Source organism: Rhizobium sp. rho-13.1 (genome assembly GCF_007000305.1).
Lineage (GTDB): Bacteria > Pseudomonadota > Alphaproteobacteria > Rhizobiales > Rhizobiaceae > Rhizobium > Rhizobium rhododendri.
On record NZ_SCFL01000005.1, the window covers coordinates 185,053 to 200,915 of the forward strand.

Sequence of the window (15,863 nt, forward strand, 5' to 3'; positions counted from 1 at the left end):
GCATGGCAAGTCTCTTTATGCAAGGCGTTGGCGATCAAACCCCCGATTTTCACCGACCGTCGGCCGATCCCGCCATTGCCCGTTATCATCTTGACGCTAGTTGAGCGGCTATCCTATGTGCTAATTCAACGTCACCAGCAGCAAAGATCAGGAATATCATGGAGCAACAACCATCGAGCGTCACCGATCTGAAGCGGCAGGTCTTTTTCTGGCTCGCGATCCTGGCTTTCTTCATTGCCTTCCTTTTCCTGTTCAGCTCGATCCTGCTGCCCTTCATCGCCGGCATGGCGATCGCCTATTTTCTCGATCCGGTCGCCGACTGGCTTGAGCGGCGCGGTCTCAGCCGGACCATGGCGACCCTCGTCATCCTCGTCGTTTTCGTGCTGATCTTTGCGCTGGCGCTGACGATCCTGATTCCGATCATCGTCAACCAGTTCAACGACTTCCTGCAGCATTTGCCGGGCTACGTAGAGCAGTTCCAGAAGTTCATCACCAATACGCAGAATTCGATCGTACCGCAGTGGATCCGCAATCAGGCAGGCACGATCAAGGACAACATCTCGACGATCATGTCGGATGGCGTCAGCTTCGTTGCCGGGCTGTTCGGGCAGATCTGGAGTTCCGGCAAAGCGCTGGTCAATATCGTCTCGCTGATGGTCGTCACACCCGTCGTCGCCTTCTACATGCTGCTCGACTGGGATCGCATGATCGCCAAGGTCGACGCCTGGATCCCACGCGAGCATGTCGGTTCCGTCCGCCAGATCGCCCGCGAGATCGACCAGGCAATCGCCGGCTTCATACGCGGCCAGGGCTCGCTGTGCATCATTCTCGGCGTCTACTACGGCGTCGGCCTGTCGCTGGTCGGCCTGAATTTCGGCCTGCTGATCGGCATGTTCGCGGGCATGATCAGCTTCATCCCCTATGTCGGTTCGCTGGTTGGCCTGTTTCTCGCAGCCGGTGTCGCGCTGGTGCAGTTCTGGCCCGACTACCCCTGGATCGCGCTGGTGCTGGCCGTCTTCTTCACTGGCCAGTTTCTGGAGGGGAATATCCTGCAGCCGAAGCTGGTCGGTTCGAGCGTCGGCCTGCATCCGGTGTGGCTGATGTTTGCGCTGTTTGCCTTTAGCATCATGTTCGGCTTCGTCGGCCTGCTGATCGCAGTGCCGGCAGCGGCCGCCTGTGGCGTGCTTGTCCGCTTCGCCCTTTCGCGGTATCTTGAGAGCGACCTTTACCATGGACGCAAGCTGATCCTGCCGGCGCGCAAGGTTATCGACAGCAACATCGAGAAATAAAGCGACCATGAGCGATGTGAGGAAGGCTGATCCGAGGCGCCGCGGCGCCGAGCAGCTGCCGCTGGCATTCGTTCACGATGCCGCCAGCGGCCGCGACGACCTGCGCGTGTCCGCACGGCTTCAGGCAGCCGTTGCCATCGTCGACAGCTGGCCCGCCTGGCCGTCGCCTGTGGTGATCCTGGCTGGCCCCGTCGGCTCAGGCAAATCCCATCTCGCCAGCATCTGGCGCGAGCAGAGCGGCGCCGTCGAGATCCACCCCGTCAAGGGCGCCAATGCCGCGCTTGCAGCGGCTGCGGGACCGGTGATCTTCGAGGATGCGGACAGGGCGGGCTTCGACGACACCGAACTCTTCCATGTTATCAACAGTGTCCGCGAAAACCGCACCAGCCTGATGATCACCAGCCGGTTGTGGCCGATCTCCTGGCCGGTGACACTTCCGGACCTGATCTCGCGTCTCAAGGCGGCAACGACAGTCGAGATCGGCGAGCCCGATGAGGAGTTGCTGTCGCAGGTCATCGTCAAGCTGTTCGCCGACCGCCAGCTTTATATCGATGACAAATTGGTTCTCTATATCGTCGGCCGCATGGAGCGTTCGCTTGGCGCCGCCCAGACCATTGTCGACCGGCTGGATCGCCTGGCCTTGTCACGAGGCACCCGCATCACGCGAGGACTCGCGTCTGAGGTATTGAATGAATTGGGCAATTTCGATTCAATGTGATTGACTGTGACAGTTTCTTCGTCAAATTGATGTCCAACGCAGACAAACAGGGGCAGGTGCATATGGAGTCTTCAGTCGCAGAACTTCCGGAGGAAGGCGAACCGGAGATCGTTGCGAAGCCGCCGATCAGCGATCTGATGAACAGCCCGGAACGCTTCATCAACCGCGAGTTTTCGTGGCTGCAGTTCAATCGGCGCGTCCTTGAAGAGACCCTGAACACGGCCCATCCGCTGCTCGAGCGCGTCCGCTTCCTGTCCATCTCGGCCGCCAACCTCGACGAGTTCTTCATGGTCCGGGTCGCAGGCCTCGAAGGCCAGGTGCGCCAGAACATCGTCGTGCGCAGTCCTGACGGAAAGACCCCGGCCGAGCAGCTGAACGACATCCTGAGGGAGATCGACAACCTGCAGATGGAGCAGCAGGCCTCGCTCGCCGTCCTGCAGCAATACCTCGCCAAGGAAGACATCCTCATCGTCCGATCAGCGGCTCTGTCCGAGGCTGACCGCCAGTGGCTTGCCAACGAATTCGACCAGTCGATCTTTCCCGTTCTGACGCCCCTGTCGATCGACCCGGCCCATCCCTTTCCGTTCATCCCCAATCTCGGCTTCTCCATCGCACTGCAATTGAACAGCATGCGCGGCCACGAGGCGATGACGGCGCTGCTGCGCCTGCCGCCGGCGCTCGATCGCTTCATTCGCCTGCCGGACGCCAATGGCGTCATTCGCTACATCACGCTCGAGGACGTGGTGAACATCTTCATTCATCGTCTTTATCCGGGCTACGAGGTGCAGGGATCCGGCACATTCCGGCTTATCCGTGACAGCGACATCGAGGTCGAGGAAGAGGCCGAAGACCTGGTGAGGTTTTTCGAAACGGCGCTGAAGCGCCGCCGTCGCGGTTCGGTCATCCGCATCGAAACCGATTCCGAAATGCCTGCCCCGCTACGACACTTCGTCGTCACGGCGCTGGGTGTGCCGGACAATCGCGTTGCTGTGCTGCCAGGTCTACTGGCGCTGAACACGCTGTCCGAAATCACCAAGGCTCCGCGCGAAGATCTGCGCTATCAGCCTTACAATGCCCGCTTCCCAGAACGTGTGCGCGAGCACGCGGGCGACTGCTTTGCCGCCATCCGCGAGAAGGACATGGTGGTTCACCACCCTTACGAATCCTTCGACGTCGTCGTCCAGTTCCTGATCCAGGCGGCGCGCGACCCGGACGTGCTGGCGATCAAGCAGACGCTGTACCGCACCTCCAACGACAGCCCTATCGTACGTGCCCTCATCGACGCTGCCGAAATGGGCAAGTCGGTGACGGCGCTGGTCGAATTGAAAGCCCGCTTCGACGAAGAGGCCAACATCCGCTGGGCGCGCGACCTGGAGCGTGCCGGCGTGCAGGTCGTCTTCGGCTTCATCGAATTGAAGACCCACTCCAAGATGTCGCTGGTCGTCCGTCGCGAGGAGGGCAGACTGCGCAGCTACTGCCATCTCGGTACCGGCAACTACCATCCGATCACCGCCAAGATCTACACCGACCTGTCCTACTTCACCTGCAACCCGAAGATCGCCCACGACATGGCGAACATCTTCAATTTCATCACCGGCTATGGCGAGCCTGCCGAGAGCATGGAGATCGCGGTTTCGCCCTACACGCTGCGCTCGCGTATCCTCAAGCACATCGAGCAGGAGATCGTCCACGCAGGCGAGGGGCGTCCGGCTGCGATCTGGATGAAGATGAATTCGCTGGTCGATCCAGAGATCATCGATGCGCTCTATCGCGCCAGCTACGCCGGCGTCGAGATCGACCTCGTCATTCGCGGCATCTGCTGCCTCAGGCCCCAGGTGGCCGGGCTTTCCGAGAATATCCGCGTCAAGTCTATCGTCGGCCGCTTCCTCGAGCACAGCCGCATCTTCTGCTTCGGCAACGGCTATCGCCTGCCGTCGGACAAGGCGCTGGTCTACATCGGATCTGCCGATATGATGCAGCGAAATCTCGACCGGCGCGTCGAGACTCTCGTGCCTCTTCTTAACCCTACGGTACACGAGCAGGTTTTGTCGCAGATCATGCTCGGCAACCTGATTGACAACCAGCAGAGCTACGAGATATTGCCCGACGGTACCTCCAGGCGCATGGAAGTGCGCAAGGGGAAAGAGCCGTTCAACGCGCAGCAGTATTTCATGACCAATCCGAGCCTGTCCGGGCGCGGCGAGGCCCTGAAGTCCAGTGCGCCGAAACTCATTGCCGGCCTGTTGTCGCGCCGGAAGTCATAGCTGGAATCGCATGGTGGAATCAGAAGCTCAGGGGCGCCTTCCCGGAATTGCCCCCGTTTCCGTCGTCGACATCGGCTCAAACTCCGTGCGGCTTGTCGTCTATGAAGGCCTGTCGCGTTCGCCGACGATCCTGTTCAACGAAAAGGTCCTCTGCGGCCTCGGCAAGGGTCTTGCCCTGACTGGCAAGATGGACGAGCAGAGCGTGCTGCGCGCGCTGGCGGCGCTGCACCGGTTTCGGGCTCTCTCCGACCAGGCCCGCGCCCGTACCATGTATGTGCTGGCGACGGCGGCTGCTCGCGAGGCCAGCAATGGCCCCAACTTCATCCATCAGGCGGAAACCATTCTGGGCCGCAAGGTGCGCGTGCTGTCGGGCGAGGAAGAGGCGCTTTTCTCCGCCTATGGCATCATCAGCGGTTTCCACGCTGCGGACGGAATTGCCGGTGATCTCGGCGGCGGATCGCTGGAACTGATCGACATCAAGGGAAACAAGTTCGGCCAGGGGATCACCCTGCCGCTCGGCGGATTGCGACTGTCGGAATATGCCGACGGGTCGCTCGCCAAGGCGCATACCTTTGCCCGCAAGCACGTCCGCACCGCAAAACTGCTCGGTGGTGGCGAGGGACGCACCTTCTATGCGGTCGGCGGCACCTGGCGTAACATTGCCAAGCTGCACATGCAGGTGCGCGATTATCCGCTTCACATGATGCAGGGCTATGAATTGCCGCTCGACGAGATGCTGCGCTTCCTCGATCAGGTGGCCGTCGCCAAGGACAGCAAGGACCCGATCTTCCAGTCCGTCTCGAAGTTTCGGCGCTCGCTCCTGCCCTATGGCGCCATTGCGCTGCAGGAAGTTTTGCTGGCAATGAAGCCGGCGCGCGTCTCCTTCTCGTCGCAGGGCGTGCGCGAGGGCTATCTCTATTCGCTGCTCAACGAGCACGAGCGTCACGCCGATCCTCTGCTCGCCGCTGCCGGCGAACTCGCCATCTTGCGCGCTCGTTCGCCGGAGCACGCACGGGAGCTTGCGGACTGGACCGGCCGCATGATGCCCTTCTTCGGGGTCAATGAGACCGAGGAAGAGAACCGCTACCGCCAGGCTGCGTGCTTGGTGGCCGACATCAGCTGGCGTGCCCATCCCGACTATCGCGGCCTGCAGGCGCTCAACGTCATCGCCAACTCCTCCTTCGTCGGCATTACCCATGCCGGTCGTGCCTTTCTCGCCCTCACCAGCTACTACCGCTACGAGGGCCTGAGCGACGACAGCGCCACCGGCCCGCTGGCGACGATCGCGACGCCGCTCTTCATCGAGCGTGCCAAGCTTCTCGGCGGCCTTCTGCGCGTCGTTTATCTGTTCTCGGCCTCGATGCCCGGCGTCGTCAGGAACCTGACATTCCAGCGGTCCAAAGATCCGGATGTCGACCTCGACTTCGTCGTTCCACCGGAATATCGCGATTTTGCCGGCGAGCGCCTCGACGGGCGCCTGCAGCAACTGGGCAAACTCACCGGCAAGCGCCTGGCGTTCCGCTTCGAATAGCCTCGTCTTTCCTTCTCCCCGTCTGGGAGAAATGCCGAGCCAATGCGAGGCGATGAGGGGAGCCGCAACTTTGGCCGCCGCCCCTCATCTTTCCTTCGGACATCTTCTTCCCGGTAGGGAGAAGACAGATTCAACTTACTTCGCGTTCAGGAACTCGCCGACCTCGAGAAGTACGAACTCGTTGTCGTCAGCCTTGCCGAGTGTCCGGCCGGAAGAGAACGGCAGGTTGTTGTCGTTGCCAACGATGATATGGGTCGCATCGACGCGGTCGACATTCTCGATGGTCACGAACGGCATGTCGTAGAAACCTTCGCCGCCGCCCTGGCGCTTCTTGTTGTTTGGGTCGGCGATGTGCATCAAGTCGATATAGCCGATCTTGCGCACGGCCTTTCCGACGTTTTCTTCGGTCATTTCGATCTTGTAGACGCGCTTGTGCTTGGCGGCGACGGCAAAGCAATCGGGCTTTGGCGCCTTCGGATCGGCGCAGACCTTGTCGCCGGTGCCGGCACCGTTGTCGCGTTCGATCACCAGCCCGGTGCTGGCATCGAGCATGTTGAAATCGCCGATCGATTCGCCGCCGGGCGAGAACGGATAGAGCCAGGAGCGTCCGGTCCAGTTTTTCGCAGCAACGTCGAGTTCGATGATCCGCAGTGCGGGCTGGCCGTCGACCTTCTCCACAGACCCGTCATCCTGATAGAGCGCGCCTTCCAGCAGAGCATAAAGCTTTGTGCCGTCCGGCGACTTCGCAAGCCCCTCAAAGCCACGCGAGCGAGCGAGATTGAAGGCAGGCAGCTTGAGTGTGGGGTTGGCCGGCAGCGAGATCGTCGGATTGTCGGGGGATTTGACCGGCTTGCCGTTGACGACGGTGGATATCACGTCGGTCAGTCGGCCCTCGGTGTCGAAATGCAGCATGTAGGGACCGAATTCCTCGCCCGTCCAGAAACCGTCGGCTACGGGCTGGATCGATTCGACGTCGAAATCGGCACCGGTGAGGTAGCGCTTCTCGGCGCCTTCGAGAACGATCGGGAAGGGCGCCTTCTTGTCCGGGTCGGAGAGGAAGACTGTTTTCAGAACCTCGACCTTGCCGCTATCCCAGTCGAATTTGAGGTGGTGATACATTAGCGCTGCATCGCTGGAATTCGCCTTCGAGCCAAATCCGTTGTCGGAGAGGCTCCAGAAGGTGCCGTCCGGCATGGTCTTGATGCCGGAGAAACCCTGCACGGCCTGACCATCGAAGGGCAGCGCGAGATCGGTTTTCACCAAGCCGTCCATGCCGGGGACGCTGCCGAGAACGGTGGCGCGCTTGCGGTCGGGAGTGGTGAATTTACCGGCCGTCTTCAGGAAGTCCGGCGCATCGGCAGGCGCTGCAATGATCGTGTTAGCAGGCAGAATGGCCTGTGCGGTCAGGGTTGCCGGAAAGGCCTTTTCCTCGGCGAAAGCCTGAGACGACATCAAGAGGGAAAGCGCCACGGAGGCGTAAAGGATTTTGGTCATGATTCTCACCAGTTCCGGTCGGGATTGACGCCCGAGGAGTTACGGCGGGATCGTGTCTGTGAGATTATACTCGGATTAAGTTTTGATGACAGCGAACCACAACTTCAGGACGCCTTGCCGAGATTGAGCGAAAGCTGCGATGGCGGGCGGGCAATTCCGTCGCCAAGGTCGGTCAGAGCGACGACCCCGACCTCCCGGCCACGTCCCTTGACGGCGTGGTTGCCGAGATATTCCGCATGGATGCCTTTGGGCAATGTCATGAGGTCGGCAAGGTCGGACGAGATCAGGACATGCCTTTCCAATGTCTTCGAAAGACCCTCGAGGCGGGCCGTGGTGTTCACCGTGTCTCCGAAATAGGTGATCTTGTGACGATCGACGCCGATTTCCGCCGTGATCACCGACCCGCCGTGCAGGGCTGCGCGCAGACGCGGGACCTGGCCGTAGACCTTCAGCCAGACATCCTTGTTCTTCTCGATGTTTGCAAAGATATCGAAAATGCAACGGACGCAGCAGCCGTTCTTGATGCCGCGTTGCAGCGGCCACGTGACGATGGCGGCATCGCCGATGTAATCGTCTATGGCACCGTTATGGCGACGGATCTGTTCGGCGAATGTCCCGAACAGCGAGCCGAGATATTGCTGTGTCCTGAGGTCGCCGTGTTGCTCTGCAAATGCCGTGGAGCCGACCAGATCGATAAACAGAAAGACACGTTCCTCCGGCACCGGATTGCGGTAGCGGCCTGTCAGCAAACTGATGAAGACATCGCGGCCCAGCAGCTCGCGGACACGCATGATGAAAACCATCAGGGCGGTGACCGACAGCGCATAGACAAGAACCTCGGCGGACAGGATGGTCGCCTCCGCCCAGCTCGTGTTGGTTATGCCCATGATTTTCAGCAGGCTGCCAGAAATCGCATAGCCGACGCTGATGAGCGCAAGGTCGATCATCAGCGCGATGGGAATATAGGCCGGTGTCGGCAGCCGATGGACGCGATAGTAAAGACCGGGCAGCACCAGTCCACGCTCAAAGACCAGCACAGGCATGCCGGTCGTCAGGGCAAAGATGGCGCCGATATAGAAGTGCGATTCGGGATAGAAAGCCGCGCCGTAAAAAACACCGGACAACGCAACGACGGCAGCGATAGCAAGCCAGTTCAACGCCGTGGGCAGAGTTCGCATGGTTCGTTCCGACAGGCAGATGACAGACGTCTGCCGTTATTGATCCCGCCCAACTGCTGCGGTCAAGCCTTTTCGGTCCGAAGACGGTTCCCGCTAGATGGCGATCGTCTCCACCTTCTTGTCTACAAACCGCAGCGCAACCTCGCCCTTTATGAGTTTCAGCGCGGTATCGCCGAACAAGTCTCGACGCCAGCCGGAGAGGGCCGGTACGTCGGCCTTGTCGCCTTCTGCAGCGATCCGTTCGATGTCTTCGCTGTTGGCGATCACTTTCGGCGCAACGGCGTTCTTTTCCGCAATCAGCTTCAAAAGGACTTTGAGTAGCTCGGCAGCAGCAGCTGTTCCCTCCGGGGCCTGCGTGTGACGCGGAACATGCGGCATGTCGGCCTTCGGCATGTCCAGCGCGGCGTTGATAGCCTCCAGCACCGCGCCGCCGGCCGACGAGCGCTCCCAGCCCTTCGGAACGGTGCGCAGGCGGCCGAATGCCTCCACGTCACGCGGCTGCTGCTGGGCGATCTCGTAGATCGCATCGTCCTTCAGCACCCGCGAGCGCGGCACGTTGCGGCTGCGGGCCTCGCGCTCGCGCCAGGCGGCTACATACTTCAGCACGGCCAGTTCCTGCGGCTTGCGCAGCCGCATCTTCAGCCGCTGCCACGCATCGTCCGGATGCAGGTCATAGGTGTCGCGCGATTCGAGGATCGCCATTTCCTCGGCAAGCCAGGAGGCGCGGCCTTCGCGTTCGAGTTCGTCACGCAGGAAGATATAGACGTCGCGCAGGTGGGTAACGTCGGCAAGCGCGTAGTCGAACTGCTTTTCCGTCAGCGGACGGCGTGTCCAGTCGGTAAAGCGCGAGGTCTTGTCGATCTGGATATTCTTGATACGGCTGACAAGCTGGTCATAGGAGACCGAGTCGCCGAAGCCGCAGACCATCGCAGCAATCTGCGTGTCGAACACCGGATGCGGGATCAGGTTTCCGCGATTGTAGATGATTTCGATGTCCTGGCGCGAGGCATGGAATACCTTCAGCACCGAGGTGTCGGCCATCAGCGCGAAAAACGGCGCAAGATCGATGCCGGGCGCCAACGGATCGACAATGACCTCGGTTGTCGGGCTCGCCATCTGTATCAGGCAAAGCACCGGCCAGAAGGTCGTCTCGCGAAGAAATTCGGTATCGATGGTGATGAATTCTGACTTGGCCAGCTCTTGGCAGGCCGCCTCTAATTCGGCGGTAGTTACGATCATTTGGACACATTCATACGAAATTAGTTCTTGAACCTTCCTTTCCCTTTCGCTTCGATATGTCAATAAGCTGACGAGCCCGAAGGCTAAACGACCCGCAGATAGCTGGTCATGCCAGTCTTTTGATGCTCGATGATGTGACAATGCAGCAGCCAGTCGCCGGGATTGTCTGCGACGAAGCCAAGCTGGACCTTTTCGTTCGGCTGAATGAGATAGGTGTCGGAGACGAATGGCTGGACAGCGCCGGTTGTCGAGGAAAGCACCGTGAAGCTCATCCCGTGAAGGTGTATGGGATGGGAGTGCGGCGTCAGGTTTTCCATGTCGAACACATAGCTCTTGCCAAGCTTCAGTTCCGCCAGCGGCGCCGTCGGGTCCGGCGTGTCGCCCGGCCATGGCACCTTGTTGATGGCCCAGAAACTGTAGCCGAGCGAGCCGCAGATGCTGTCGGTCGACGTATCCTCCGCCGTCGCGCTGAGGATGATCGGGATATGCTCCGCGGCCCCGACATCGGCCTTGGCCACCGGGTTTGCGGCCAGCGGCGCCAGATCGCCCATGTCGCGCTTGAGCGAGCTACCGACCGCCTTCAGCGTCGCCAGCGTCTTCGGGCTGGTACCATGGATATCCTCAAGCGTGACAAGCGCCCCTTCGCTGTCCGGCATGCGGATGGCCAGTTCCAGCCGCTGGCCCGGCCCGAGTTGCAGCACGTCGAGAGGAAAGCGCTTTGGCACCGGGTTGCCGTCGATGGCGATGACTGCAGCCTCTGCGCCAGCGATCTTGAAGGAAAATATCCGCGTCACGTCGGTAATCGCCAGCCGCAGCCTGACGAGGCCGCCGGCGGGCGCGTCGTATTGCGGTTCGATCTGCCAGTTGGCCGAACGTACCGTGCCGTAGGTTCCGGACCGTGCCGAGTCGCGCGGCTTGAACTGGGCGATGAACTGTCCGTCGCCACCAAGCCGCCAGTCGCGCAGGTTGACGACGATCTCGGCATCGAATTGCGGATCCTTCGGATTATCGACGACGATCACCCCGGTCATGCCGTGGCCCATCTGGATCAGAGTGTTGCAATGGGGATGATACCAGAAGGTGCCCGCATCCGGCGGCGTGAAGGCATATTCGAATTTTTCGCCGGTATAGACATAGGGCTGTGTCAGGAATGGCACCCCGTCCATCGCATTGGGGATACGCATGCCGTGCCAGTGGATGGTCGTCGGCTCGTCGATGCCGTTGATCAGTCTTGCGGCAAAGGGTTCGCCCTGGCGCATGCACAACACCGGCGGCATGCCATCGGCGCCATAAGTCAGCACGTCCCTGGTCATCTCGGTGCCGGTGATGTTGGCCTGGATCTTGTTTGATTTCAAGATAACCGGTTCCGGCGCTGCCTGGGCACGTCCGAAGCGACCCGCCAGACCCATGCCGACACCGTAAACGCCGGCTACGGCTGAAGCCTTGATGAGATTGCGGCGGGTGAAAACGGCCATGCTATGCTCCGGACGGGGTCTAACCGGTCCTGTTTAAAGTTGAGCGCAGTATTCAGCAATAGCACCTGTTTGGCCAAACTGCCGCAGTCACCTATTGTTTATCGCGCTCGGAAGGCGGCGTGGCGAGCTTGTTGAAATAGGTCGAGGTCCGCAGCAGATTGCGAAACCGCATGCTGCGCCGCTCCGTCGGCACGCCCTCGCGCACCGTCATCCGCTGCAGTGTGTAGAGCATGAAGAAAAATAGCACGGCGGCCATGTAAATAAACAGCACGCGCGGGCCGAACCTGTCGAGCATGAAGGCTGCAAACATCGGCCCGACGATGGCGCCTACCGACCAGAAAAACAGCGTGCCTGCCGAGACCAGGGCATGTTGGCCCTTGGCGGCGTGATCGTTGGCGTGGGCCGAGCAGAGCGAGTAAAGCGGCATGCAGAAGGCGCCGAACATGAAGATGCCGACGAAATTGCGCCATTCGCTGCTGCCCGCGACAAGCGCCAGGAACAGGCAGCCGATCAGCGCGCCAACGGACGAGACGAGGATGATGAGCCGCCGGTCGAGCCTGTCGGAATAGGCTCCGAGCGGATATTGCAGCACGATGCCGGCAAAGATCCCGACGCTCATGAAGGTTGCGATCCCCGTCACCGACAGGCCGATGCCCTGCGCATAGACCGGACCCAGCGAGCGGAACACCGAGTTCGTCAGCCCGACGACGACGCAGCCGACGGTGGCGAGCGGCGATATCCGCCATAGCGTCTTGATATCGAAGCGAATGGCCTCCGGTGCGCCCGGGCTCGAGCGGTCGGCAAAGGAGATCGGTACGAGCGACAGGCTGAGCGCCATCGATATGATGGCAAACAGCTGGAACCCGTCGATGCCGACGGACGGGATCAGGTATTGCGCCAGCGTCACCGAGCCGAGGTCGACAAAACGGTAGACCGACAGCGTCCGAGCCCGGTTGGAGTTGGTCACGCGGGCGTTCAGCCAGCTTTCCACAACAGCAAACAGCCCTGCAAAACACAGGCCCTGCACGAGCCGCATGCTGAACCAGAACCATGGCACGATCAGCAGCACCATGGCGATCGAGGCGGCGGATGCGATCGCAGCCAGCGCAGAGAAGGCGCGGATATGGCCGATGGAGCGGATGATGCGGGTGACATAGACGCAGCCGATGGCAAAGCCGATATTGTAGCCGGTGCCGACAAGCCCGATGGTCGAGGCCGAAAAGCCCTCGTGCAGGGCGCGCAGCGAGATGAACGTCGCCTGCAGGCCGTTGCCACCGATCAGGATACCGGCCGTGACGAGCAAGGGAATAAGGGGTCGGATCTGGCTCATCGGGGAGGGCCTGCAAACGAATCGAACCATGACCGCGACCGGCCCGGCAACATGGCTGTCTTTCTAGGCGGGGTTTGGCTATAAAGACAACCTCAAACGCGACGAGGCGTGGCAAGTCTTGACAAATGAGGCAGGCCATGCGCTTTTCCGCCCGATTTTCTCGACGGGGAGATCGCGGCATTTCGACCGCTTCTGCCACCGTCCGCCAAGCCCAGGAATGATAAAATGCATCGCTATCGCAGCCATACATGCGCCGCTCTCAGCAAGTCCGACGTCGGGTCGACCGTGCGCATCTCCGGCTGGGTCCACCGCGTCCGCGACCACGGCGGCCTGCTGTTCATCGACCTTCGCGACCACTATGGAATGACGCAGATCGTTGTCGATCCGGACTCACCTGCCTTCAAACAGGCTGAACTGGTCCGCGGCGAATGGGTCATCCGCGTCGATGGCCTCGTCAAGGCACGCACCGAGGACACCGTCAACAAGACGATGCCGACAGGCGAGATCGAACTCTACGCACAGGAGATCGAGATACTCTCGGTCGCCAAGGAACTGCCGCTGCCAGTGTTCGGCGAGCCCGATTATCCGGAAGACGTGCGTCTGAAGTATCGCTTCCTCGACCTTCGCCGCGAGACGCTGCACAAGAACATCGTCAAGCGCAGCCAGATCATTTCCGACATCCGCAACCGCATGACGTCGGCCGGCTTCGGCGAATACACCACGCCGATCCTGACGGCCTCGTCGCCGGAAGGCGCGCGCGACTTCCTGGTGCCGTCGCGCATCCATCCCGGCACGTTCTTCGCGCTGCCGCAGGCGCCGCAGCAGTACAAGCAGTTGTTGATGGTGGCAGGCTTCGACCGCTACTTCCAGATCGCGCCCTGCTTCCGCGACGAAGACCCGCGCGCCGACCGCCTGCCGGGCGAATTCTACCAGCTCGACATGGAAATGAGCTTTGTCACCCAGGAAGATGTCTGGGACACGATGGCGCCGATCATGACATCCGTCTTCGAGCAGTTCGCCGAAGGCAAGCCGGTTACCAAGGACTGGCCGCGCATTCCCTATGACGTGTCGATCCGCAAATACGGTTCCGACAAGCCCGACCTTCGCAACCCGATCGAGATGCAGGCCGTCACCGAGCACTTTGCAGGCTCCGGCTTCAAGGTGTTCGCCGGCATGATCGCGTCGAACCCGAAGGTCGAAGTCTGGGCGATCCCGGCCAAGACCGGCGGTTCCAGAGCGTTCTGCGACCGCATGAACGCCTGGGCCCAGAGCCTCGGCCAGCCAGGATTGGGTTACATCTTCTGGAAGGAAGAGGACGGCAAGATCGTCGGCTCCGGTCCGCTGGCGAAGAACATCGGCGAGGAGCGTACAGAAGCGTTGCGCGTGCAACTCGGCCTGGAAGCCGGCGACGCCAGCTTCTTTGTCGCCGGCGAGCCTGCCAAGTTCTACAAGTTTGCAGGCGAGGCGCGCACCAAGGCTGGCGAAGACCTGAACCTCGTCGACCGTGATCGCTTCGAGCTTTGCTGGATCATCGACTTCCCGTTCTACGAATGGAGCGAGGAAGACAAGAAGATCGACTTCGCGCACAACCCGTTCTCGATGCCACAGGGTGGCCTCGAGGCGCTGAACACGCAGGAACCGCTTTCGCTGAAGGCGTATCAGTACGACGCCGTCTGCAACGGCTTCGAGATTGCCTCGGGCTCGATCCGTAACCAGTCGCCGGAAGCCATGGTCAAGGCCTTCGAACTGGTCGGCCTCAGCCAGACCGATGTCGAGGAACGTTTTGGTGGCATGTACCGTGCATTCCAGTACGGCGCCCCTCCGCACGGCGGTTGCGCCTTCGGTATCGACCGCGTCGTGATGCTACTGCTGGGTGCGAAGAACCTGCGCGAGATCACGCTGTTCCCGATGAACCAGCAGGCCCAGGACCTGCTGATGAACGCGCCTTCGCCGGCAGCACCGAAGCAGCTCATGGAGCTGTCTCTGCGCGTTATTCCGCCGATCAAGAAGGACTGATCTCGGTCTTCAGGCCGTTGTAAATTGGAACCCGGTGGCGAAAGCTGCCGGGTTTTTTGCAACAAAAAACCCGGCGATACAATCGCCGGGTTGCATTCAGGCAATCGACACTGACGATCAGTCGTTCGCGCTTACTTTCAGGCCGATGACTTTCGGGATGGTGTTCGGCGCGCCCATGGCGGCGCCGACGATCATCGGGAAGGGGACCGGCTTTTCCGGCGAAGCATTCAGCGTGAAGCTCTGCGGATTGTCGAGGTAGCTGTTGATCGCGGCAGAGACCGAGTTCTGCAGTTCCGGGATGTTCAACTGCGCCAGCATGATTGGCGCTAGCCCCTTCAACGTGTTGGCCATCTGGGCGCCAGAGACGTTCTGCGTCGAGCCGGCATAATCCAGCAGGCGCTTGGTGATGGAGGCGTCCTTGAAGTGGATCTCGGCGCTGTCGAGTGTCAGCTGCTGCATCAGCCCCATCATGGCAAGGCCGGTGGCCTGCTGGGCTGCCTGCTTGTCAGGGTTTGCCTGCGCAGCCTTTGCGGCCTCCTGCAGCGATTTCATGAATTCCATCGTGTAGCCGGAGATCGCCAGCGACAGGTCGAGGCGGCCGATATTGTCGAGGTCGAGGCCGAGGTCTTCGACAGTGACGGTGCCGGGCTTGATATCCCAGCTGCCCTTCATCGTCAGGGCGCCGGAAACGTGCTGCAGGGCAAGCTTGTTGATGGTGTCCTGCGATGCCGGATCCTTGACATCGGACAGGTCCGCCTTGATGGCGTTGACGTTGCCCGTAAATTCAAAACCGGAATCGTCATGGGTCGGCGTCAGCGCGAAATCCATGTCCTTAACCGACAAGACTTCCTTGCCTTCCTTGGTGACCGCCAGCGGACCCGTATGGGCTTTGGAATAGAGCAGCATTCCGTCGATGCCTTCAGCATTGGCGTCGGCCGGTACTGTTACTCCACCCAGGAACATGTCGCTTGCAGTGTAGGTCACGCCCTCGTTGGTCACCGAAATATCCGGAAACGTCACTTTGTCGATAGCGTAGCCGCCGTCACTTTCTTCCGTGACATCGCTCATCGTCACCTTGCCGAGGGGAACGCCCTGGCCGCCGGACAGCGGCTTGAACGAAGCGCCCTTGAGCGTCACCGTCGTGTCGTCGACCTCGACGCTGTCAGCTGCAAGACTGACGCCCTGGATAGCGTAGGCAGCATTCATCTTCTTCAGCAGATCGTTGCCATCGAGCGCGAAGGCCGAGCTTGCGAGCGAAAGAATGGCGGCGCTGGACAGCATCAGCCGGGTTGTCCGGTAAAAAGTCATGTCGGGCTTTTCCTCATTGGC

At 60.8% G+C, this 15,863-nt stretch carries 11 protein-coding genes; 5 read left to right on the top strand and 6 right to left on the bottom strand.

What is annotated here, in order from left to right:
• Positions 1-158 precede the first annotated feature (158 nt).
• The 4 genes from EQW76_RS15770 (at position 159) to ppx (ending at position 5,802) form a co-directional block, all read left to right on the top strand.
• Positions 159-1,289, top strand: a complete 1,131-nt coding sequence (locus EQW76_RS15770; protein ID WP_142829630.1) for an AI-2E family transporter — start codon at positions 159-161, stop codon at positions 1,287-1,289.
• A gap of 7 nt (positions 1,290-1,296) precedes the next feature.
• On the top strand, positions 1,297-2,007 hold the full coding sequence (gene hdaA, locus EQW76_RS15775; RefSeq protein WP_142829628.1) for a DnaA regulatory inactivator HdaA: 711 nt from the start codon (positions 1,297-1,299) through the stop codon (positions 2,005-2,007).
• A gap of 62 nt (positions 2,008-2,069) precedes the next feature.
• Positions 2,070-4,271, top strand: a complete 2,202-nt coding sequence (locus EQW76_RS15780; RefSeq protein WP_142829626.1) for an RNA degradosome polyphosphate kinase — start codon at positions 2,070-2,072, stop codon at positions 4,269-4,271.
• Between the two features lie 10 nt (positions 4,272-4,281).
• Positions 4,282-5,802 (top strand): exopolyphosphatase, encoded by a 1,521-nt coding sequence (gene ppx, locus EQW76_RS15785; RefSeq protein ID WP_142829624.1) that lies wholly within the window; start codon positions 4,282-4,284, stop codon positions 5,800-5,802.
• 135 nt (positions 5,803-5,937) lie between these two features.
• Here ppx and EQW76_RS15790 read toward each other — a convergent pair whose 3' ends face one another.
• From EQW76_RS15790 to EQW76_RS15810, 5 genes are all read right to left on the bottom strand, one after another.
• Positions 5,938-7,296 carry an esterase-like activity of phytase family protein gene (locus tag EQW76_RS15790; RefSeq protein WP_142829622.1) on the bottom strand — a complete coding sequence of 453 codons (1,359 nt, stop codon included), beginning with the start codon at positions 7,294-7,296 and terminating at the stop codon, positions 5,938-5,940.
• Between the two features lie 104 nt (positions 7,297-7,400).
• Positions 7,401-8,474 (bottom strand): adenylate/guanylate cyclase domain-containing protein, encoded by a 1,074-nt coding sequence (locus EQW76_RS15795; RefSeq protein WP_142829620.1) that lies wholly within the window; start codon positions 8,472-8,474, stop codon positions 7,401-7,403.
• A 93-nt stretch (positions 8,475-8,567) separates the two neighbouring features.
• On the bottom strand, positions 8,568-9,713 hold the full coding sequence (gene rnd, locus EQW76_RS15800; RefSeq protein ID WP_142829618.1) for a ribonuclease D: 1,146 nt from the start codon (positions 9,711-9,713) through the stop codon (positions 8,568-8,570).
• 83 nt (positions 9,714-9,796) lie between these two features.
• Positions 9,797-11,188, bottom strand: a complete 1,392-nt coding sequence (locus tag EQW76_RS15805; protein WP_143122969.1) for a multicopper oxidase family protein — start codon at positions 11,186-11,188, stop codon at positions 9,797-9,799.
• Positions 11,189-11,279: 91 nt separating this feature from the next.
• Entirely contained in the window at positions 11,280-12,518 is a 1,239-nt protein-coding gene (locus EQW76_RS15810) for an MFS transporter (protein WP_142829614.1), read from the bottom strand.
• 225 nt (positions 12,519-12,743) lie between these two features.
• On the opposite strand from EQW76_RS15810, the gene aspS reads away from it, so the two are divergent.
• The gene (aspS, locus tag EQW76_RS15815; protein WP_142829613.1) at positions 12,744-14,534 is read left to right on the top strand and encodes an aspartate--tRNA ligase; all 1,791 of its coding nucleotides are present in this window, start codon (positions 12,744-12,746) and stop codon (positions 14,532-14,534) included.
• Between the two features lie 117 nt (positions 14,535-14,651).
• On the opposite strand, the gene EQW76_RS15820 is transcribed toward aspS, so the two are convergent.
• Positions 14,652-15,842 carry a DUF945 domain-containing protein gene (locus EQW76_RS15820; protein WP_142829611.1) on the bottom strand — a complete coding sequence of 397 codons (1,191 nt, stop codon included), beginning with the start codon at positions 15,840-15,842 and terminating at the stop codon, positions 14,652-14,654.
• Between the last annotated feature and the right edge of the window lie 21 nt (positions 15,843-15,863).